The organism is Lysinibacillus sp. HST-98 (assembly GCF_016757845.1).
Classification (GTDB): domain Bacteria; phylum Bacillota; class Bacilli; order Bacillales_A; family Planococcaceae; genus Lysinibacillus; species Lysinibacillus capsici.
This window is the reverse complement of the sequence record NZ_JAENHX010000005.1, coordinates 106665-126861: the sequence shown is the minus strand read 5'-3', so window position 1 is coordinate 126861 and position 20197 is coordinate 106665. Positions and strand designations below refer to the sequence as shown.

General features: G+C 38.4%; 22 protein-coding genes, 1 riboswitch and 1 other annotated feature (1 of these 24 running past the window's edge). Of the genes, 9 read left to right on the top strand and 13 right to left on the bottom strand.

Features of this window, described 5'->3' with window-relative positions; genetic code table 11:
- Positions 1 to 24, bottom strand: a binding site (T-box leader); it reaches 196 nt to the left of the window's first position.
- Positions 25 to 105: 81 nt separating this feature from the next.
- Positions 106 to 1992 (bottom strand): FAD-dependent oxidoreductase, encoded by a 1887-nt coding sequence (locus JIN86_RS13500; RefSeq protein ID WP_202342159.1) that lies wholly within the window; start codon positions 1990 to 1992, stop codon positions 106 to 108.
- 595 nt (positions 1993 to 2587) lie between these two features.
- Here JIN86_RS13500 and JIN86_RS13495 point away from each other — a divergent pair.
- A complete protein-coding gene (locus JIN86_RS13495; RefSeq protein WP_004230062.1) occupies positions 2588 to 4192 on the top strand; it encodes an ABC-F family ATP-binding cassette domain-containing protein in 1605 nt (534 codons plus the stop codon).
- Positions 4193 to 4322: 130 nt separating this feature from the next.
- Positions 4323 to 5042, top strand: coding sequence for a metallophosphoesterase family protein (locus tag JIN86_RS13490; protein WP_004230064.1), 720 nt, complete (start codon positions 4323 to 4325; stop codon positions 5040 to 5042).
- Positions 5043 to 5100: 58 nt separating this feature from the next.
- Here JIN86_RS13490 and JIN86_RS13485 read toward each other — a convergent pair whose 3' ends face one another.
- The 4 genes from JIN86_RS13485 to JIN86_RS13470 all read right to left on the bottom strand — a co-directional run bounded on the left by JIN86_RS13485 (position 5101) and on the right by JIN86_RS13470 (position 8405).
- The gene (locus JIN86_RS13485) at positions 5101 to 5847 is read right to left on the bottom strand and encodes an amidohydrolase family protein (protein WP_004230067.1); all 747 of its coding nucleotides are present in this window, start codon (positions 5845 to 5847) and stop codon (positions 5101 to 5103) included.
- Between the two features lie 186 nt (positions 5848 to 6033).
- Positions 6034 to 7269: a beta-ketoacyl-ACP synthase II gene (gene fabF, locus JIN86_RS13480; RefSeq protein ID WP_202342158.1), complete on the bottom strand. Its 1236-nt coding sequence runs from the start codon at positions 7267 to 7269 to the stop codon at positions 6034 to 6036.
- 27 nt (positions 7270 to 7296) lie between these two features.
- Positions 7297 to 7854 carry a TetR/AcrR family transcriptional regulator gene (locus JIN86_RS13475; protein WP_202342157.1) on the bottom strand — a complete coding sequence of 186 codons (558 nt, stop codon included), beginning with the start codon at positions 7852 to 7854 and terminating at the stop codon, positions 7297 to 7299.
- Between the two features lie 80 nt (positions 7855 to 7934).
- Positions 7935 to 8405, bottom strand: a complete 471-nt coding sequence (locus JIN86_RS13470) for a DinB family protein (RefSeq protein ID WP_202342156.1) — start codon at positions 8403 to 8405, stop codon at positions 7935 to 7937.
- Positions 8406 to 8576: 171 nt separating this feature from the next.
- On the opposite strand from JIN86_RS13470, the gene JIN86_RS13465 reads away from it, so the two are divergent.
- Together JIN86_RS13465 and JIN86_RS13460 are read left to right on the top strand one after the other, a co-directional pair.
- Positions 8577 to 9215, top strand: a complete 639-nt coding sequence (locus JIN86_RS13465; RefSeq protein ID WP_202342155.1) for a hypothetical protein — start codon at positions 8577 to 8579, stop codon at positions 9213 to 9215.
- A gap of 58 nt (positions 9216 to 9273) precedes the next feature.
- A complete protein-coding gene (locus JIN86_RS13460; protein WP_202342154.1) occupies positions 9274 to 10089 on the top strand; it encodes a S1C family serine protease in 816 nt (271 codons plus the stop codon).
- A 61-nt stretch (positions 10090 to 10150) separates the two neighbouring features.
- Here the strand turns inward: JIN86_RS13460 and JIN86_RS13455 are convergent, their stop codons facing one another.
- From JIN86_RS13455 to JIN86_RS13445, 3 genes are all read right to left on the bottom strand, one after another.
- Positions 10151 to 10642 carry a YkvA family protein gene (locus tag JIN86_RS13455; RefSeq protein ID WP_202342153.1) on the bottom strand — a complete coding sequence of 164 codons (492 nt, stop codon included), beginning with the start codon at positions 10640 to 10642 and terminating at the stop codon, positions 10151 to 10153.
- A 274-nt stretch (positions 10643 to 10916) separates the two neighbouring features.
- Positions 10917 to 11117: a cold-shock protein gene (locus tag JIN86_RS13450; protein ID WP_004230088.1), complete on the bottom strand. Its 201-nt coding sequence runs from the start codon at positions 11115 to 11117 to the stop codon at positions 10917 to 10919.
- Positions 11118 to 11338: 221 nt separating this feature from the next.
- The gene (locus tag JIN86_RS13445; protein WP_009371335.1) at positions 11339 to 11623 is read right to left on the bottom strand and encodes a DUF1033 family protein; all 285 of its coding nucleotides are present in this window, start codon (positions 11621 to 11623) and stop codon (positions 11339 to 11341) included.
- Positions 11624 to 11746: 123 nt separating this feature from the next.
- Here JIN86_RS13445 and JIN86_RS13440 point away from each other — a divergent pair, with 123 nt between their 5' ends.
- The 3 genes from JIN86_RS13440 (at position 11747) to JIN86_RS13430 (ending at position 14134) form a co-directional block, all read left to right on the top strand.
- Complete coding sequence (locus JIN86_RS13440; RefSeq protein ID WP_202342152.1) at positions 11747 to 13474, top strand: globin-coupled sensor protein; 1728 nt, start codon at positions 11747 to 11749, stop codon at positions 13472 to 13474.
- Between the two features lie 45 nt (positions 13475 to 13519).
- Positions 13520 to 13801 carry an acylphosphatase gene (locus JIN86_RS13435; RefSeq protein WP_004230093.1) on the top strand — a complete coding sequence of 94 codons (282 nt, stop codon included), beginning with the start codon at positions 13520 to 13522 and terminating at the stop codon, positions 13799 to 13801.
- A 66-nt stretch (positions 13802 to 13867) separates the two neighbouring features.
- A complete protein-coding gene (locus JIN86_RS13430; protein WP_004230095.1) occupies positions 13868 to 14134 on the top strand; it encodes a CPCC family cysteine-rich protein in 267 nt (88 codons plus the stop codon).
- Between the two features lie 84 nt (positions 14135 to 14218).
- Here the strand turns inward: JIN86_RS13430 and JIN86_RS13425 are convergent, their stop codons facing one another.
- Complete coding sequence (locus tag JIN86_RS13425) at positions 14219 to 14431, bottom strand: hypothetical protein (RefSeq protein WP_004230097.1); 213 nt, start codon at positions 14429 to 14431, stop codon at positions 14219 to 14221.
- A gap of 416 nt (positions 14432 to 14847) precedes the next feature.
- On the opposite strand from JIN86_RS13425, the gene JIN86_RS13420 reads away from it, so the two are divergent.
- Together JIN86_RS13420 and JIN86_RS13415 are read left to right on the top strand one after the other, a co-directional pair.
- Positions 14848 to 15498, top strand: a complete 651-nt coding sequence (locus tag JIN86_RS13420) for a 5-bromo-4-chloroindolyl phosphate hydrolysis family protein (protein WP_202342151.1) — start codon at positions 14848 to 14850, stop codon at positions 15496 to 15498.
- A complete protein-coding gene (locus tag JIN86_RS13415; protein ID WP_009371332.1) occupies positions 15495 to 16562 on the top strand; it encodes a toxic anion resistance protein in 1068 nt (355 codons plus the stop codon). The genes JIN86_RS13420 and JIN86_RS13415 overlap by 4 nt, the downstream gene beginning before the upstream one ends.
- A gap of 48 nt (positions 16563 to 16610) precedes the next feature.
- On the opposite strand, the gene JIN86_RS13410 is transcribed toward JIN86_RS13415, so the two are convergent.
- The 4 genes from JIN86_RS13410 to JIN86_RS13395 form a co-directional block, all read right to left on the bottom strand.
- Positions 16611 to 16808: a DUF6501 family protein gene (locus JIN86_RS13410; RefSeq protein WP_004230105.1), complete on the bottom strand. Its 198-nt coding sequence runs from the start codon at positions 16806 to 16808 to the stop codon at positions 16611 to 16613.
- Positions 16809 to 17071: 263 nt separating this feature from the next.
- Positions 17072 to 17803, bottom strand: coding sequence for an amino acid ABC transporter ATP-binding protein (locus tag JIN86_RS13405; protein ID WP_004230107.1), 732 nt, complete (start codon positions 17801 to 17803; stop codon positions 17072 to 17074).
- Between the two features lie 12 nt (positions 17804 to 17815).
- A complete protein-coding gene (locus tag JIN86_RS13400) occupies positions 17816 to 18541 on the bottom strand; it encodes an amino acid ABC transporter permease (RefSeq protein ID WP_004230111.1) in 726 nt (241 codons plus the stop codon).
- Between the two features lie 170 nt (positions 18542 to 18711).
- Positions 18712 to 19569, bottom strand: coding sequence for a transporter substrate-binding domain-containing protein (locus JIN86_RS13395; protein WP_004230114.1), 858 nt, complete (start codon positions 19567 to 19569; stop codon positions 18712 to 18714).
- Between the two features lie 119 nt (positions 19570 to 19688).
- Positions 19689 to 19875, bottom strand: a riboswitch (Lysine riboswitch).
- Positions 19876 to 20197 lie beyond the last annotated feature (322 nt).

Below are 20197 nucleotides of genomic sequence, written 5' to 3'. Positions count from 1 at the left end.
TACTCTCTTTTTCATCGAATTTTTCTATGATTTTGACATATATTACAGGATTTCCTTATTGGCGTCAACCATTTTTTACGTTGCCGTTTCAGCAAAAAACGCTCCTCACGAGGAGGAACGTTTTTTTTCTACATACTGAATCACATCAGCCATAATGGCGTACATCTCTTTTAATTTTAATTCCTTATTGTCAGAGACTTTCTTCGCTACTTTCTCCGTGATAATTCCTTTTTCTACCAATCTATCCCAGCTGGTCGCATTGGATTCACCGATAAGGATGTCAGCCAAATATTGAGCCAGCTCATCTCGCTCAATAGCTTCATCACCTTGATTATAAACCTTATTGATGACAATTTCGAGTTGGTCCTTCATTCCTGATCCACTTTCTCCACCAGCACGTAGCATACTCTCTTTTAACATTTTAGCAAACTTTATTTTCGTCGCCTTACTGTCTACTTTTAGGTCATTATCATAGCCGCCCACTACAAGGCCGTAATTAATGAGCGTTTGAATGGCTTCATCATACCATTCTCCTTGATATGGATACTCAATTGAAAATGAATCAACATAGGCACCTTGTTTAGCTAATTGCTTTCGTAATGTAGCGATTAATGGTTTATCCTTACTCATGTCTCTAAAGGTTACATCGTGCTTCTGTGCAAGAGCAGCCGCAGTCCCAGCCGCTTCACCTGTTACCATCCCTGTTGGAACAATACGTGCACTACCAGCTGCAAGTGATGAATAACCAGCAGAGCGTCCGACAACCAGTAAGCCATCAATATCCTTCGGTACTAACGAACGGAAAGGAATAGCATATTGCTTTGGTGCAGCGATCACATAGCCATAATCATGAGGCGTTTGCGCTTGCACATCGACTGGATAAGAGGCAATGCCAATGCTATCCCACTGATCACTATTTTTCCACAGGTCTGCCATTGGTAATTGATACTCTGCCCAAATGTGTCTCGTTTCTCGGACGTAGAGTTCTTCTGGATAGCTGACAATTTCAGCCTTTTCAAACCCTGGGAAGTTTGTTTGTAAATATTTTAGAATGTGTAACGTTTCTTTCTTCCCGGCGACAATCGCCGCTTGTTTTGAGGATTCATTCAAGCCATCAATACCAAAAATCTGTAAGGCATTGATGAAATATTCATCATCTACACGAGCTAAGTTTAACCCTCGTAATCTTGTGCCCTCTTGTAATGGCTTGTATTCATCATGTAGCTTTGTAAAGCCCCACATCACCGTATGATTTAAATTAGCACCGCCAAATACACCGGAATTAGCCGCTTTTTTAACTTCATCCCAATTGACATTTTTTAAATGTAGCATTAACGTCACAGCCATACGCTTATCCTTTATGCCAATATCTTCTCCACCCACAAAGAAAGGAACGCCCGACAAGGCAGCAAAATCAGCATCCTGTGTAGCATCTATAAATGATTTCCCCGTTACAACATATGTACCGTACTCATTTTTTAATTCCACAGACGTTAATTGTTGTTGTTTGACATTCGCTTTCACAACCTCGGTTTGCACGGATAACGTTAAGTTGGGCTCTTCATCGATCAGCTTTTTAAAGGCTGCCTTAGCACCAACAATGCCAAAAGCGTCATTCCCTCTAACAAGCTCATGCCATTCCTTAAATATTCCCTCACTAATCGAGTTGTTACGGCCATTACGAGGAATATCGAGGAAATTCAGCATACCATATGTAAATAATCCACCTAACTCTTGTCGTTTTTCAACCAGCAATGTTTTCGCACCATTTCGAGCCGCAGCCACAGCCGCAGCTACACCCTCTGGTTCACCACCGATGACAATAACATCATATTCTTCCTCTATATGTTCAATTGGTTCTGGCTTTTTATACTCATCTACTAATTTATTGTATGCCATAGAGTTTGTTATTTCTTTAATAAAATAGTAGCTACCAAATCCAAGTAAAACTACTATTACACAAGTGGCTGTCCATAATAAGCCCTTACCCATAATATACCTCCAATTGTTAAAATTTCCACCGATGTGTTTATTTAATCATCATTCCCGCCACAAGGGCTGAATGTCCTAGTTGAACGTAGGCATATCATTATCAACAACGAATAATTCATTGGCTTACAGCATTCTTTATGAAATTATCATCAAGATAAATGAATGAAATCATTTATGAGGATTGTGATGTGATTAGTCTAACTTTAGCAACATCTATCTAGTATAAATGAAAGAGCCACAAATAGCTGGCATTCAAAACGGGGATGGGCTTGTGGGCACCAGTGATGATTTACTTGATATATAAACAGTCAGAATCATTTTAGACGAAACCTTTGTGAATAAGCAACTAAAATCCCCGTGGTAAATGATGTCATTTTTCTATTCTTTTTCAAAAATAGTTAATCACACTACAATATAGACGCCTCAATTTCAAAGAAAGTTACACCAAATTTAACTTTTTTATTGTATCTTTAATTCAGTTTATGTTTAACAAAAAATGTGAAAAGAACGCCAAACCTTGATTTAATAATGTTTATAGACTATGGAACATATTTCATGCTATACTAGAGCCATTGTGAAAAAAGGAGGAACTTGCATGATTCAAGTTAGTAATGTAGGTCTTCGCTATGGCGATCGTAAACTATTTGAAGACGTAAATATAAAATTCACACCAGGCAATTGCTACGGTTTAATTGGGGCAAATGGGGCCGGTAAATCAACATTTTTAAAAATTCTTTCTGGTGAAATTGAAGCGCAGGAAGGAAATGTATCGATGGGTAAGGACGAACGTTTATCTGTCCTGAAACAAAACCACTTCGAATACGATGAGCATACAGTGCTTGATACAGTTATTATGGGGAATAAACGCCTATATGACGTGAAAACAGAAAAAGACGCTATCTATGCAAAGGAAGATTTCTCCGATGAGGATGGCATGCGTGCTGCAGAGTTAGAAGGTGAATTTGCAGAGCTAAACGGTTGGGAAGCTGATTCAGAAGCGGCTACACTACTAAACGGTTTAGGTATCTCCGATGATCTTCATTACATGCTAATGGGCGATCTTGAAGGTTCTGACAAAGTGAAAGTATTACTGGCACAGGCACTGTTTGGTCAGCCTGATGTACTATTACTCGATGAGCCTACCAACCACCTTGACTTAAAGGCAATTCAGTGGCTGGAAGAGTTCCTGATTAACTTTGAAAATACAGTTATTGTTGTATCCCATGACCGTCACTTCTTAAATAAAGTATGTACACATATTGCGGATTTGGACTTCTCTAAAATCCAATTATATGTAGGGAACTATGATTTCTGGTATGAATCTTCTCAATTGGCGCAAAAAATGGCACAAGACCAAAATGCGAAAAAAGAAGAGAAAATTAAAGAATTACAAGCGTTTATCGCACGTTTCTCTGCCAATGCTTCTAAATCGAAGCAAGCAACATCTCGTAAAAAAATGCTGGATAAAATTGAGCTGGATGATATTAAGCCATCAAGCCGTAAATATCCATTCATCAACTTTCAAATCGGCCGTGAAATTGGTAACGATGTCCTAACAGTAGACGGTCTAACGGCAAGTCATGAAGGCGAAACACTATTCAAGGACATGCGCTTCTCGATGAACAAAGAAGATAAAATTGTTTTACTTGGTAGCCCAATGGCGAAAACAGCACTTCTTGATATTTTAATGGAAGAAAAAGAAGCGGATGCTGGCACATTCAAATGGGGTGTAACGACATCTCAAAGCTACTTCGAAAACGATCATGACAAGTACTTCGAAGGTTCTGAAAAAACATTAGTAGAATGGTTACGTCAATATTCACCAGACGATGAAACAGAAAGCTTCCTACGTGGTTTCCTAGGACGTATGCTGTTCTCTGGTGAAGAAGTGAAGAAATCCCCTGCTGTTCTTTCTGGGGGCGAAAAAGTACGTTGTATGCTATCGAAAATGATGCTTGCGACAGCAAATGTTATTTTATTAGATGAACCAACGAACCACCTTGACCTTGAATCTATTCAAGCATTGAACGAAGGCTTAATTCGTTTCAAAGGCGCAATGATTTTCACATCCCATGACCATCAGTTCATTCAAACAATTGCTAACCGTGTCATCGAAATCCGTGAAGACGGCTCTATTTTAGATAAGCAGTTAACATATGATGAATTCCTAGAGTGGAAAGATAGCCAAGGCTTAAGCTAGGCTTTACAAAAATCCTCTACCCGTAGTGGGTAGAGGATTTTTTTGTCTTTTGCGTTTATATGGTTTTTAAAGGATTAAAAGGATTTTTATTGAATTATATAGTATAGCATTAATGAGAGGGGTAAACTTCGTGAAGAAAATTGCAATTATATCAGATATTCATGGGAATAAAACAGCATTAGAGGCCGTATTAAAAGACATTCGCTTAAGAAAGATTGACAGAATTTTTTGTTTAGGTGATTTAATTGGCAAGGGCCCTCAAGGATCTGCCTGTATTGAACTTATCCAACAAAATTGTGAACAAGTCGTACGAGGCAATTGGGACGTATTTATTCAATCCCCTACTGACAATGATTTTCTCCAATGGTTTAAAGATCGATTAACAGCAAAAGACTATCAATATCTCGGGTCATTACCCTTCCATATTGATCTAGAATTAAATGAACAGCTCATTAGATTTTTCCATGCGTCTCCAAGGAGCGAGTTTGAACGTATCTTACCGAGTCATCCGCTTGAAAAGCGTTTATCTATGTTTGAGAATAATGCAGTAACCCACTCAATCCATTACAAGAAACAACCTGATATTGTGTTCTATGGCGATATCCATACAACTTTTTTACATACATATAAACAAGGAATTCTTTGTAATGTAGGAAGTGTTGGTAATTCACTTGACCTAACTTCTGCTTCCTATGCCATCCTAGATGGAACACAGTCAAACAATGCCATCCAATTTATTAGAGTAGCATATGACCGCGAGGCTGAGCTAAGGATCGCAAAAGAGCTGGGTATGCCTCAATTAGATCAGTATTATAATGAAATTATGTTTGCTAACTATCGAAATGCTTAGTACCGTCACAATCAAAAAAGGAATCCATTTTCATACCAGCATGGATTCTTTTTTATATTTAACGCTGGAAATACCATTGCCACGCATTCTCGTAGAGGATTTTATCAGCCGCCTGTTGATCGAATAGCTGTTGAATCAATTCGACATCCCCATAATTAAAAGGTCGTCTGGCTCTTGTAGATGGCAAATCTGTTCCGAACATCAGCGCAGCTGGATTCACATTATAAATCGCTTGTAAAGCATGCTTCACATCCAGCTCCACACGACCAAAGCCAGTCGCCTTGACACGTACGCCCTTATCAACAAGCTTTAATAAATGTGGCAGCCCCTCTTCCGTCAACCCTAAATGATCGATGGAGATGGCTGGTAATGCTTCAATTGTCGAGGCTATCTCTGGTAATTTCTTCGCATCGATATATAATTCACTATGCCAGCCGACCAATTCATAAACTCGTCGCGCAAAGGTATCTAGCTGCGATAAATCCTCTGAGCCACCTCGTTTTACATTAAAGCGTAATGCCCGTACCCCATTGTTATGTAAATGTACAATCTCATTATCCGTAACCGTATTAGGTAATTGTGTTACCCCACAAAATGTTGGACCCAGTTGTTTTAATGCTTTTAAAAGATAGGCTTGGTCGAATCCTTGAAAAGATCCTGATACAATGGCGCCTCCCGCTATCTGTAGACTCACTGTATCCTTTTGATAATCCTCTACTACATAGCTTGGTGGTGTATAACCTTGATTTTCGATAATCGGAAAATGAAAGTCAATGATATGAAAGTGTGCATCAAAGATTCGCATCATTTATCCCCCTTTTCCTTCGAATTTACCATACTCTAACCATAAGTTATAATACAAATTTCTAGCCATTTATCATAAGGAAAACTTATTGACTTACCTCTTCTCTTTTCAAGTGAATAAAACAAACGTAAAAAATGGTATGAACAATCAAATTCATACCACTCTTTCTATCAAATAGCTAATGCCTTAATCCTCAAATTTTTTAAATGCTAGCACAGCATTATGACCGCCAAAGCCAAACCCATTGGATAGGGCAAAGTTAACGTTTTGATGAAGCGCCTCATTAGGAACATAGTTTAAATCACATTCGGGATCTGGTGTATCATAATTGATGGTTGGTGGAATAATGCCATCCATTATACTTTTCAATGTAATAATGGCTTCAATTCCACCGGCCGCGCCAAAGAGATGTCCTGTCATCGATTTTGTGGAGCTAACCTTTAGTTGATAGGCATGGTCACCAAAAACGTGTTTAATAGCTTTTGTTTCAGATTTATCTCCCTCTGGAGTACTTGTGCCGTGTGCGTTGATATAATCGATGGCTGACCCATCGATATCACCCATTTTTAATGCTAGCTTCATGGCATTGGCAGCACCCGTAAAATCAGGAGCTGTAATATGATAAGCATCTGTTGTCACACCGTAACCAACAATCTCACCGAGAATCGTAGCACCTCTTTGTTTGGCATGTTCATATTCCTCAAGGAACACGATTCCTGCCCCCTCTGACATGACAAAGCCATCTCGTTCGCTATCAAATGGACGGCTCGCTTTTGTTGGCTCCTCATTTCTTGTAGACATAGCTTTCATACGTGAGAATCCTGCAAAGCTTAGTGGATTTATGGGTGCCTCCGCTCCACCTGCTAAAATGCCATCCGCATAGCCATGTCGAATCGCTAAGAAAGCTTCTCCAATGGCTTGGTTACCAGTTGCACAAGCTGAAACAGGTGAAAAGCTTGGCCCTTTAAAGCCTGTTTTAATCGCTAGAATCCCTGCAGCCATATTACTAATCATCATCGGCACCATAAACGGTGACACCTTCCTAGGCCCTTGATTGAGCATCGCTTGATGATTTTCTAAAATCGTTTCAATGCCCCCAATGCCAGAGCCAATGTAAACGCCTAAACGCTCCTTATCTACCTGATCCATATTTAAATTAGCTTGTGCCAGAGCTTGTTGGGCAGCGGCAACAGCATATTGCACAAATAAATCATATTTACTGATTTCTTTTTTATCCATATACAGCGTTGCATCGAAATTCGTACTCGTCCCAGCAATTTGTGTATTAATGCCGTTAAATGCCTCCCCTTGAATTTTTTGAATCCCTGATTTTCCTGCTTTAATATTCTCCCATAAGGCTGATACCGAATTACCTAACGGGGAAACAACACCATATCCAGTAACAACGACTCTTCGTACCATGCACATCGCTCCTTTTTGTTTCATGTCTTACTTTAACAGTTCCTTTAATTGCTCTAGCATCTTTAGAAAGAACGCTTCTCCTACAACACGTTTATATTGTAATGCCCCTTTCGTACTTGAAATAAGTAATACAGCTAGAGCCTCCAAATCATTAGTAGCTTGGAGTGCGCCCTGTTGTTTAGCATCTTTCAATAGCTCAACAAAGACATCGATTTCCATTTGACTAAGCTGCTGAAGCTTTTCTTGCATTGGTTGCGGTAATTCTTGATAATCCGCCTGTAAAGCTGATATAGGGCAAATGCCGTCTTGCTCTAGAAATTTTATTCGCTGCATAATAAAGGCAAATGGCTTTTCCTCAGCTGGCAAAGTGGACTCCTTCATCAATGTAAAAGTTCTCTCTAATCCTTGTTGAATTCTTTCACATACAGCAATCCCTAAGTCTCCCTTCTTCTCGAAATGATAGTGAATACTGGCCTTCGTGACGCCAAGCTCCTTTGCTAAATGCTCATAACTAAATGATGTGAATCCTTTTTCCTGAATATTCTTCAATGTTAATTCTATAATTTGCATTTTTCTATTTGTCATGGCTTTATACTAACTTACTAGTAGGTAAGTGTCAATCTAAAAAATGCAGCAGATAATCGATTTATCTACTGCTCGCGTAATTATTGCATTTCCTTTGTTGGTCCCATCACGCCAGGTACTGGTAAACCCGCTTGACGTAGTAGGACCGTCATTTGTCCACGATGATGTGTTTGATGGTCAATTAATATACGTAATAAAGCCCCTTTTGGCATCGGTGCTTTAAAGCCTGTTACTACCTCTAGTAAATCTTCATTCGAAAGCTTAGCCACTTCCTCTTTAATACCATTTGCTACGTTTTCATAGGCTGTCACGATCTCAGCCGCTGTCGTTGGCACAGGAACTTCTTGACGAATCATGGGTACTTTTAACCCTGCTAGATAGCTAAAATATCCTGCTGCTCCAACTAAATGCCAGCCTAACCAACCAAGTGTACTGTGACCCTCTACAATATTTTGCTGAAGCTTGTCATCTGTTAAAGCCTGTAATACCTGTAGTGTCCCGTTTGATGCAGTTGACCATTCTTGCAAGAAATCATCTACATGTCTATACATGTCTTTGCCCCCCATTTTTTCACTTCAATTCTATCATAGATAATTTTCCATGCTGTTACAAGTTTTCACTAAATAGTTTACATAATAATATTATTAGATAAATACCTCATATTATTCGTATAACACGCCTCGTTCACTTATAATGAAAGAAAATAGCGAAGGAGTGTGCCCATGAGATACCCTGTTCTAGTACTTTCTGTAGTATTTTTACTGGCTGGCTGTCGTGAAGAAGTTCAGAAAGAGCCTGTGCCAGCTCCAACACCATCTGTGGAAGACAAGCAAGCAGTGGAACAAGATCAAACGTCACTTCTCTCCTATTTTCCACCCGATGGATCTGTTGCTTCTTTTCAAGGGGAAGGAAATGAATTTGCTAGCTTCACACTAAAAACTACCTACCTCGATACACAGCATATCGTACAAATAGAGGATAATGGTGGTGTCACACTATTAAAAATCTTCCGCATAACGGATACAAGTATTGATCTTGTCTATCGAGAACCTGTTGACAGTAATCCAAGCATGCCAAGTATTGCTGAGGCAGCTTCTTATCCTGTACTGGAAACCGTACTTCAAAAGCCATTACAAGTCGGGACAAGCTTTCAAGGTTGGACCATTGAATCAACGACTGCTACTGTTGATACTGGTACAACGGTCTATCAAGATGTCATCCAGCTAAGTCGCTCTGAAGATCAAATGACCACAACCAAATATTTTGCAAAGGACATTGGTCTAATTCGCAAAGAAGATACGATGGAAACAGAGCAAGATGAGCCATTTGTTGTGACATCAACCTTGCAAAAAGTAGAATAATTGAAAGAAAACAGGCGTCCTGCTTGGGCGTCTGTTTTTTAGCAAAGGGGGCCAATCAATGAGTGATATACATAATGCAACACCAAAGCCAGATGAATTAACGGAAGAAGAATTTATTGAACTTGTACTCGAGGAACAGCAAAAAGCATTAGCACAGGCGCGAGAAGAACGCATTTATGGAAAAAAGCCCAAAAAACAAAAGCCTCTTGTACGCTGGATCGTGTGGGGTATGGCACTAGTGCTGTTTTTCAATACATTTGCCCTCATTTTTCAAATCTACTCCATACCTGCGCTTGAATTTATCAAGGTTTCAACGCGGCTCTCTGCACAAGAAGATATACAAACCTATAAAAAGGCAGTCGTTGAAATTTCAACAGGCTCCAGTAAAGGCACTGGTTTTGCCATCTCACCAGATGGTCTGATTGTCACCAACGCCCATGTAGTCGAACATGCCTCAACACTATCAGTCGTCTTTCCTGATGAGGGATTGATGGAGGCAACATTAGTCGAGAGCTATCCAGCCGTAGATTTAGCCTTTGTACAGGTGCAAGACGAGCAACTTCCCTATCTACCTCTTGCAGAAGATCCACCTTACACTGTTAATGAACATGTCTATTTTATTGGAAATCCACTTGCTTTCACCGGCATCGCTAATGAAGGAACATTGCTAGAAGCCATTCAATTAGAAGATTGGCAGGAGCCAGTTAGGATGCTAAAAGCACCTGTTTATCGGGGCAATAGTGGTAGCCCTGTAATCGATCAACATGGTGAGGTCATTGGAGTTATCTTTGCCACGATGAAATATGAGCCCATTGGAAATGTTGGCCTATTTGTACCTGTACAACAAATCCAAAATTTATTAGAAGAGCAATAAAAAATGAACCTGCTTATGACAGGTTCATTTTTCTAGGATGTCTTAGGTTTACATAATATTATTATTTATCTTTACTTTCTTGCTTGACGAGCTGAGCAATTGGCGATTTTACAGGAATTTTACTGACAACCTCATCACTCACTTCTGCAACCTTTTGTAGCACATGTAAAAGCTTGTCATCCCCTGTCCAATGCTTTTCCACTACATCTGGACCCAACTTATTAATAATGGTATTTACCACAAAAGTTGCTAGTACAACATCATCTAAATAGCCACCAAAGCCTAGCAGTCCTTCTGGCATTAAATCCATCGGCAATACAAAATACGCAATGGATGCCCCAATTAATGCACGACTTTTTTTATCTACACCCGCATCGGTTACTGTTTTAATTAACAAATGAAATAAATCAGGCACAAACATTAAATACGGAGTAAACTTGTTACTTTTTCCCTTTTTCGACCCAAGAAAAGCTACTAATTTTGTACGTAGTTTCTGATAAAAATCTTGTTGCTCCTGTTCTTCAGGCAATTTTTCTTCATTATTCACATTCATCTGCCTCCTTCTTTACAAGCGATGCGCTATTTTGGCGGGGTTACCCTCCATTTTATGGGGTTATCCGCTACTTTTGTGCAGCTATCCTTCTGTTTCACAAGGTTATCCGCTACTTTTATAGCGCTATCCTTTACTTTGCATGGCTATCCGCCACTACTATATATTTAACCTAAAATAGGATTTGTAATCCTTAAACTTGCAAATGATACAAAAAAGACATCCTATTTGCATAGGATGTCTTGGGTTTAACGAAAGTAATTTTAATTACTGAGAATTAAAGTTTAGTTACGTTAGCAGCTTGTGGTCCGCGGTTGCCATCTACAACTTCGAATTCCACTTTTTGACCTTCGTCAAGAGTTTTGAAACCTTCGCCTTGGATAGCTGAGAAGTGTACGAATACGTCGTTTTCACCTTCAACTTCGATGAATCCAAAACCTTTTTCTGAGTTAAACCATTTTACTGTACCTTGTTTCATTTAAGAAAACCTCCAAAAAATAAAAGTGAACAATATGTAATTTCTTCAGCGATTGAAAAAAATTCACATATTACAAAGAGTACCGAACTAACGCGATCACTTTTTGTAATATGTGAATTCATGTTTCCGGTGAAGCAATTAAATTGTTAAGTTAAGTATAACTGCCATCCATAATTTTGTCAAATAAGAAAAATTCTTTTTTACTTTTTTTCAAAATTTTTTTACTTCTCTTCTATTTTACACGCAATTATTCCATGATATACTTGTGCATCATCATCGCAAGCCTCACAGTAAAAGCTTTCATCCTCAGACCAAAAAGCCCAATACTGCTCCTCTTTCGTTGCCTCATTATCATAAGAGGAACGAAAATGCGCTAATCTTTGCTGTAATGCACGTTCAAAGAGCTCCTTCGTGTCAAATGTATCTTCAGTTTGAATATAAGCTTCCCAGCCTTCAAATTTCCACCAAGGCTCATAGTCCGCTTTCATGTAAATAATTGTATACATATTTGCCCATTCCTTGCTGTCATAAGATAGTTTCATTTTAGCAAACACAACTGAAATGTCTATTAAAACCACCTGAATTATGCTATTATTACCTTATTATTCATACTTTTTGGAGGTATTTTTATGTTTTCAAGTATTCGACCTAAAGCAGAGCTAGAAGAACTACTCAAACGTGGTACAGATTTACATGCAACAGGCCGATTTTACCAAACATTGGCTTTCAATCATTTCAATTCACAGGATGAGGAGCACTTAAAGGCACTCTATCAAAAGCTCAAGGATATTACCCCTTCGATGAATGCCATTTTTCACCATTATTTAAGCGAGATATCCCCTACCTCTCAATTAATCATTAGTGAAGAAAATATTAATCAATACTTAACACAGTTTTTCTTAGCAACGCGTGATGATCATTATGTAGATGAAACTGTCAAATTTTTCAATCTATTCCGTAAGCATCAATATGAGCCTGGTAAATTAATTGTTGTCTTCAACCAATTTGCCTTCTATATTACTACATATATTTTACACAATTTTGGTATCAAGCCAAATAAAGCATTTCAATATATGAAATCATTCCAATCCGCTGTCAATGTCGATCAAGAATTATTAGTGGAAGTGTTAACAGAACGCATTATAGAAAATGTGGTAGGAGAAATATCTTCTTTAATGGATGTCAATGCCAAAATTATGTACATGAAAGATTTAGTTTTTAGCCTAGATAAGCAAAATGAAGAGATTCAATCCTCTACTGCTGCAACAGAACAGATTGCAGCTTCTATCAATGAGGTTGCACGTATGTCTTCTCATATATCAGAGAAAACAACTGAATCGGTTGACCATGCTACAAAAGGTAAAAACGCTATTGAGCATGCCCTATCGGAGATTTTTAAAACAGAAGAGACCTTTGCATCCATTGTTGACTCATTTTCAGAATTACAAAAAAGGGTAAATGATATTGAGCAGGTTGTCACGTTAATCAACCAAATCGCCGATCAAACGAATCTACTCGCACTTAATGCCTCCATTGAAGCAGCGCGTGCAGGCGAACATGGGAAAGGCTTTGCGGTCGTTGCACAGGAAGTACGAAAGCTTGCTGAAAACACGGTAGCTGCGCTAAGTGAAGTATCCGCTAATGTTCATCATTTAAAGAGTTATTCGAATGATGTTTCTAACTCGATTACAGATACGACAGCTATTATTAAAGAAGCAACCGTTGAAGCAAAAGATTCGTTACCATTATTAAATGCCATTGTTCAAGCGATTGAGGGTATTAATTTAGATGTGATAAATACGGCTGCCATTTCCCAGGAACAAGCAGCCGCAATTGATGAAGTTTCAGCAAGAATGATCGAAATTTCAAGCTTGCAGGAAGATATTCGTGATTATAGTCATAATACATCCAGTGATATTCATTTATTAGGGAAAGAAATTAACCGTTTCCGTAATGATCTTATTGCTAACAATAATGTACAGCTTTCATCTATTGCCCAACTACAATTATCGAAGGCGGATCATATTTTATGGAAATGGCGCATTTATAATATGTTCCTTGGCCTAGAAAACGTTGATCCAAGTGATGTTTCTTCTCACAGAGACTGTCGACTTGGCAAATGGTACACAGCGCCTCGCACAGTCGAACGTTTCGGTCATTTACAGGACTATCATGAATTAGATGGCTATCATTTACGCGTCCATGAATCAGCGAAGCTTGCGGCTGAAGCCCATAAAGCGGGGCATATCGAGCAAGCTGATGTTCATCTAAAAGAAGTCGATGAGGCATCTAAGCATGTACTCTATCACATTAATAACTTAATTACCTATTTAGAAAAAGAACGTGTCATGCAATAAAAGGAGAGGATCGCCCCTCTCCTCCATTAAGTAGGAGGTATTCCCTTGAACAAACGAGCAAGTATAAAATTTTTTGGTGATGTCTACGGCACAGGCTACCGATTCTTCATCAAGCAAAAAGCTATCGAATTAGGGTTAAAAGGATACTGTCGATTGAATGACACAGAGCAAATTGAAGTGGAAGTGGAGGGCTCAGAAAAGGCACTCAATGAATTTCTCCTTTTTGTCCAAAAAGGCGTGAGTCCCCAAGCCGATTCCAATTCATTTTCTTTAGAATTATACGATGATTTAAAAGGCTATATACGTATGGAGTCAGACATTGTTTAATGTCTGACTTTTTTGTAGTGTTGTTTTTATGATAAAATTATCGAAAAATATATTGGAGTGATAATAATGAAATTTACTTGTCCTTGTTGCGGATATAAGACATTGAATGGAAAACCACCAGGTACATACGAAATATGTGAAATTTGTTTTTGGGAAGATGACAGCGTTCAATTTTATGATAATGACTTTGTAGGTGGAGCTAATACATCCTCTTTAAGGCAAGCACAGAAAAATTTCATTATAATTGGTGCGTGCGAAGAAAGATGTATTGCGTTTGTAAGAAAACCAAACGAAAAAGACGAAAAAGATTCAAACTGGAAGCCATTTGTCTAGAGATCAGTCAACACTGGGAAATGATCACTTCTCTACTTTTTATTGAAATCAAAAAAGTCATGCTCTTAAGAACATGACTTATCATCATTTTTTGATTTTTATCTTTTGAATGGCAGCCACTAATATTGATTCATCCGTGATTTTCACATATTGATTTTTAGATTCCTTCATATACCCTTCTTTGCTTAAATAGGCTTTTAATTTTGATTTTTTCTCAAAGGCTTTTTCTTTCACTTTCTGTTCACTTACTGGTTCATCGGTATTTTTTGTAATAGACACCAGAAAAATTTTCGTCATCCTATATCCCCCTTTGTATCAGTTACGAATTCATTTGGAAAAAGTTTCATACAAGACTCATTCATTCTGGATGAAGATGCTCTTCTTAGAGAATAAACCGCTCCTTTTCGAGTTGGAGCCGCTCATGGACCTCACTTATCCGCTCGCTCTGAGGCAGAAGCCGCTCTTGAATCAAATTATGCTCCTCTATTCAGAGATCAAGATGCAAAAAATCGCTCATTTCGATGTCAAAATGGCTCCTTAGGATTACAAAACCGACTTATTCATCGAAACAACTCACTTATTCTATGTATTATCATTGAGAAAGTTCACAAATAGCAGTAAAATTTATGTAAGGGATTAATTTTCAATGAAACTTTATGTCGATTATTTCGTATAAGAAGATAGACATATTGAAAAGCAAGGAGGATGAAACAATGCTTAGTGTCGGACAGTTTTTCTCTAGACATAGTGCCAGCTTTCTTATTTCGCTCACAACTGTTTCTATCGCAGCCATTGCGGCAAATCCTGGATTCTTCCTTGGTGGTTTACTGTTTGCGGGTTCCTATGCGACGAGTACAGCGTTGCTGAAACATAGACAAAAAAAGAAAGTCATGCAAATAGCAGGCATCACAAAAGAAGAGTTCAAACACATTGAAACACAAGTATTAACAGCCAATAAGCATATTCAAACATTGAGTCAAAACTATTTACGTGTACGTTCTGTTTCTGCTTTTAAACAACTACTTGAAATGACGCGTATCTCTAAAAATATCGTCAAGATCGTCAAGACAGACCCACGTAAATTTTATAATGTGGAACCATTTTTCTATGCACACTTACCTTCTGCTGTGGAATTAACGGATAAATATACGATGCTTTCCAAGCAGCCTGTGAAGGATAAGGAAATTCAATTAACTTTATCCAAAACACGCGAAACCTTAACTGATTTGAATGACACAATTCAAATTGATTTAAAGGATGCGCTTGCAAATGATATCGATCATCTGCAAATGGAGATTGAATTCGCAAATCGTTCCAATCTTAGACGTAGAGAACAATTGGACTGGCGAGGCGATGATGAATGACAGCAAACGAACACGCATTTCAACTAAATACCATACCAGGGCTTTCTCCACTAGTCCAATCCTATTTAGAAACAACTCCACAAAACGAGGCGATGGCGACTTATGAAACGCTATCGCCTCTTGCACAAAGTCGTGCATTACTGTATGCCAGTCAAATCGATTTGACTGATTTTGAATCATTGCTGTCCCTTGGGCAAGATTCACAGCGAGCTCTGTCTCAATTTGCCGACCGTATGCTTGCTCAAGTAAAGCAAAAAGATGTCACTAAAATTGGTCAAATGCTGGATTCTTTAATGCAGACGTTAGATCGAGTAGATCCGACTGCTTTGGAACCTAAGAAGCAAACCTTTTTCAAAAAAATCTTTGGCAAAACCGAGCCTAATGTGAAGCAAACACTCACAGAATTTGAGCGTATTAGTATACAGGTGGAACGTATTGGTGTACAGCTGGAGCGTGCACAGCTCCAGCTGATCAAAGATGTCGAAAACTTAGAGGCGCTTTATGCCCATAATCGGGGATTTTTTGAGGAATTGGCAACAGCCATTGCCGCAGGACAAATGAAAAAGCAGCAAGCCATTGAGGTAGAACTACCTGCACAAATAACGAGTGTCCAAGCAACCAAACAGCCACTTGCAATTCAGCAATTAAATGACTTTGCTGCTCAAATCGAAAGACTGGATCAACGTATTTATGATTTACAAGTATCACAGCAAGTCGCCCTGCAAACAGCTCCTCAAATCCGTATGATTCAACAGGCCAATCAAACCTTAGCTGAAAAAATTGAGTTTTCTATCGTTACCTTGATTCCGCTCTGGAAAAACCAACTGGCGATGATGTTGTCGATGCATATGGATCATCATTATGCACGTTTAGAGGAGCGATTATCAAGGGCTCATGATCGCTTCTCAAGTCCCACGTTTGAACAGCAAGTTTCGAAGTTTAAAGAAACACAGCAAGAACTGCAAACAGCAATTAAAGATGTTTTTGCCCTGCATACCGCAACTGAACAAGAGAAACAGCAGCTACAGGATGTGGCGGGTGCTAGCAGCTATCAGCGAGACTAACAAAAAAATGGGTGGCTCAGCAAATGTTCTGAACCACCCTGTTTGTTTTTATTCAAAATAATCTTTATAGTAGCCACCGACATTACCTGTGTTGTCGATGATAAAAACGAACTCGTCTGTTTCATTTTTCACTTCATAACCTTTTCCTACTGTTAATACGTTTGATACTAAGTATTTCGATGCATTTGTATGTTTGCAAGTAACCGTTCGTAATGTTGGCGCATCTTTCCATTTTAAATGTAACATATTCTCTCTACCTCTCTTTACTAGCAAAAGCTAATGTCTATTGCTTATTTTATAATATTTTTGGTCTTTTGTGGAGAAAAAAGAAATACTATACCTATTCTATCCAAAAAAAATGAATATTTGAGGTGTTATGATGAGTTTTGGTGGTGTACCGCAATGGTTTTTTATCATTGCTGTAGCATTCGCAATCTGCTTTGTACTTTATGCAGAATGGAATTCTAGAAAATAAGTGAGTCCAACAGGTTGGACTCACTTTTTTGTGCTTATTTTAATGTACGCTTTAAAAATTCCTTCGTACGTTCATGTTGCGGATTGACTAATACTTGTGCTGGAGGGCCTTCCTCCACAATTACACCCTTATCCATAAAGACAACTCGATCTGCTACTTCTTTGGCAAATTCCATCTCATGTGTCACGATGAGCATCGTATTGCCCTCGTTTGCTAGCTGACGCATTACCTTTAACACCTCACCCACCATTTCTGGGTCTAATGCGGATGTTGGCTCATCGAATAGCATAACATCAGGATTCATTGATAAGGCACGAGCGATGGCCACGCGCTGCTTTTGTCCACCTGAGAGTTGACGAGGCTTGGCATTCACATATTGATCCATGCCAACGATTTTCAAGTATTTAAGCGCCGTTTCTTCTGCTTCTTTTTTCGAACGTTTTAACACTTTGATTTGGCCCACTGTGCAATTACTTATGACATTGTGGTTGTTAAATAAATTGAACTGCTGGAACACCATCCCTAAATGTGTACGATATTCTTGAATATTGTGCTTTTCATCTAGGATGTCTTCCCCTTTATAAATAATTTGACCGCCACTTGGCGTTTCTAATAAATTTATGCAACGAAGCAATGTGGATTTACCAGAGCCAGAGGAGCCAATTAAACAAACTACCTCTCCTTTTTCCACTTGGAAATTCACATCTTTTAACACTTGGTTACGTCCAAATGATTTACTTAAATGTTCGATTTTGATGACTGCCATTTGTGCGTCCCCCTATACAGCTTCTTTTTGTTCTTTTTGATAGGCATCAGGACCATCTAGACGTTTTTCAACATAAAGAAGGATGCGAGATGCGGTAAATGTCATGATGAAATAAAGAACACATGCAACGAAGAATGATTCGAAATAACGGAAGTTGTTACCCGAAATTGATTTTGTTTGGAAAAATAATTCCGTTACCCCAATGACATTTAATACGGCTGTATCTTTAATATTCATGATTAATTGGTTACCTGTAGCTGGTAAAACATTACGTGCTACTTGTGGTAAGACTACATGAAGCATAATTTGGAAGTGATTCATGCCAATTGCTGATGCTGCCTCGTATTGACCATTATCAATAGATACAATACCGCCACGAACAATTTCTGCCATATAGGCCCCTGTATTGAGGGAAACGACTAAAATACCTGCTGTAATAAAGTGCATATCGATACCGAATGCGATATCTAATCCGTAGTAGACAACCATAGCTTGTACAATCATTGGTGTACCACGGAAAAATTCAACATAGCATGTTAGTATAAAATTAATGAGCTTTAAGCTATAAAATTTCACACCTTTTTTACGAACTGGAATCGTATGCATAATTCCGATGAAAAATCCGATAAATGCACCAATAATTGTACTAATACTCGAAATCAGTAACGTATAATACGCACCTCGTAAAAACATTTGCCAGTTGTTTTCAATAATTGAAAGTATCCATTCAAGACTCATGATGTTCCTCCTAACAATGTCATCTTGCTCGTTTATTTCTTTTGTGTCCTAGCTCTTTCTACCATTCTATGATTTGTCACGCTAGGACATTATCATTATGTAGAGAGGTTCTCATTTTGATAATGATGAAATGATCATGCACGGACTAATTGCTAGTCCGTGCCATGTCATTATTGTGCTGCGGGCTGTTGAGAAATAGCTTCTTCCATAATGGCTTGACGATCATCTTCTGAAATGCCTTTTAGGATTTCATTGATTTTTTCACGATTTGCGTCATCTTTACGTAAGCCTACAGCAATTGAAGTATTTGATAGGTCTGTATCAAAGCCTTCTTCAAATGCTACATATGTGAATTTATCGTTGGCTGCAGAAGCGGAAATGCCCTCTGGGCGTTCAGCTACATAGCCATCAATTTTACCTGCTTCTAACGCTACACGCATTGCTGGGAAGCTCTCCATTGCTGTTTGCTTTTCTACGCCTTTAATTTGATCGATAACTGTATAGTTTGATGTATTTAATTGTGATGTAATTTTAGCACCTGAGAAGTCTTGAATCGATTTTGCGCCTTCATATTTGCTACCTTTTTTAATAACCATAACAAAATCAGAAGTATAATAGTTTTCTGTAAAATCAATTGTTTTCTTACGTTCTTCTGTTGGTGACATACCTGCAATAATTGCATCAATTTTGTTCGATTGTAGCGCTGGAACTAATCCGTCCCACTCCATTTTAACAATGACTAACTCTTTGCCTAAACCTTCAGCGATTTTCTTTGCCATTTGTACATCATAGCCACCTGCATATTCTGCATTATCCGCAATTTTCACTGCGCCATTCGCATCGTCTTGCTGTGTCCAGTTGAACGGTGGGTAGCCAGCCTCCATGCCAATTCGGAATTCACCGCCGCCTTCTTCTTTGTCAGTTCCAGCATCACTTGAACCGCCCTCTTTTTTGTCGCTTGTGCCACATGCAGCTAGCACAATTGCCGTCATGATAGAGATCATTACTAACAACCATTTTCTTTTCATGAAAAACTCCCCTTTTCTGTAAAAAAATAAGACAACTGTACTAAAAAAGACCTAAGTTTATTGAACTTAGGTCTTACCTTTTATGACAGTTGCCCAAATCCTCACTATAATTTCCATGTTTCCGAGATAGCACAACCTAGTAAATCTGGAAATCCATTTACTAGGACAGTCCTGCACTTATTCACTGCAGACCCAGTATAAAAGTACGAGCTCCTTTTATACTTCGGCGATATTTCCTTCTTCATTGCGTCTTCGCTTGCTTTTACTCAACAATGAACTAATAAATACCGCGCCTCTACCTCACTGATAACAATTCGTGAGGTTTGTTTATTTAATTGATATTTAGATACTACTATAAAACTAATATGTTCGTCAAGACGATTTTAACATTTTTCTGACTAATGACAATATTAGGATATTGTGCGTTCTGCTTCCACTTTAAATCGTTGAACTTTTGTTGATATTTCTGAAAATTACAACAAATATTTATTATAGAGTATGTTCTCTATGTGAGAAAAGTCGCGTTTTTTCTTTCTTTGCTCCTCTAAACGATATAACATTCGTACTCATTCAAGCATAGAATCGGTCAATACTCTTTGTCATACAAAAACCCTGCTGAACATTGTTC

Coding starts and splice junctions, on each gene's coding strand:
- JIN86_RS13500 (WP_202342159.1), bottom strand. CDS start 1,992: ATGGGTAAGGGCTTATTATGGACAGCCACTTGTGTAATAGTAGTTTTA.
- JIN86_RS13495 (WP_004230062.1), top strand. CDS start 2,588: ATGATTCAAGTTAGTAATGTAGGTCTTCGCTATGGCGATCGTAAACTA.
- JIN86_RS13485 (WP_004230067.1), bottom strand. CDS start 5,847: ATGCGAATCTTTGATGCACACTTTCATATCATTGACTTTCATTTTCCG.
- fabF (WP_202342158.1), bottom strand. CDS start 7,269: ATGGTACGAAGAGTCGTTGTTACTGGATATGGTGTTGTTTCCCCGTTA.
- JIN86_RS13475 (WP_202342157.1), bottom strand. CDS start 7,854: ATGACAAATAGAAAAATGCAAATTATAGAATTAACATTGAAGAATATT.
- JIN86_RS13470 (WP_202342156.1), bottom strand. CDS start 8,405: ATGTATAGACATGTAGATGATTTCTTGCAAGAATGGTCAACTGCATCA.
- JIN86_RS13465 (WP_202342155.1), top strand. CDS start 8,577: ATGAGATACCCTGTTCTAGTACTTTCTGTAGTATTTTTACTGGCTGGC.
- JIN86_RS13460 (WP_202342154.1), top strand. CDS start 9,274: ATGAGTGATATACATAATGCAACACCAAAGCCAGATGAATTAACGGAA.
- JIN86_RS13455 (WP_202342153.1), bottom strand. CDS start 10,642: ATGAATGTGAATAATGAAGAAAAATTGCCTGAAGAACAGGAGCAACAA.
- JIN86_RS13450 (WP_004230088.1), bottom strand. CDS start 11,117: ATGAAACAAGGTACAGTAAAATGGTTTAACTCAGAAAAAGGTTTTGGA.
- JIN86_RS13445 (WP_009371335.1), bottom strand. CDS start 11,623: ATGTATACAATTATTTACATGAAAGCGGACTATGAGCCTTGGTGGAAA.
- JIN86_RS13440 (WP_202342152.1), top strand. CDS start 11,747: ATGTTTTCAAGTATTCGACCTAAAGCAGAGCTAGAAGAACTACTCAAA.
- JIN86_RS13430 (WP_004230095.1), top strand. CDS start 13,868: ATGAAATTTACTTGTCCTTGTTGCGGATATAAGACATTGAATGGAAAA.
- JIN86_RS13425 (WP_004230097.1), bottom strand. CDS start 14,431: ATGACGAAAATTTTTCTGGTGTCTATTACAAAAAATACCGATGAACCA.
- JIN86_RS13420 (WP_202342151.1), top strand. CDS start 14,848: ATGCTTAGTGTCGGACAGTTTTTCTCTAGACATAGTGCCAGCTTTCTT.
- JIN86_RS13415 (WP_009371332.1), top strand. CDS start 15,495: ATGACAGCAAACGAACACGCATTTCAACTAAATACCATACCAGGGCTT.
- JIN86_RS13410 (WP_004230105.1), bottom strand. CDS start 16,808: ATGTTACATTTAAAATGGAAAGATGCGCCAACATTACGAACGGTTACT.
- JIN86_RS13405 (WP_004230107.1), bottom strand. CDS start 17,803: ATGGCAGTCATCAAAATCGAACATTTAAGTAAATCATTTGGACGTAAC.
- JIN86_RS13400 (WP_004230111.1), bottom strand. CDS start 18,541: ATGAGTCTTGAATGGATACTTTCAATTATTGAAAACAACTGGCAAATG.
- JIN86_RS13395 (WP_004230114.1), bottom strand. CDS start 19,569: ATGAAAAGAAAATGGTTGTTAGTAATGATCTCTATCATGACGGCAATT.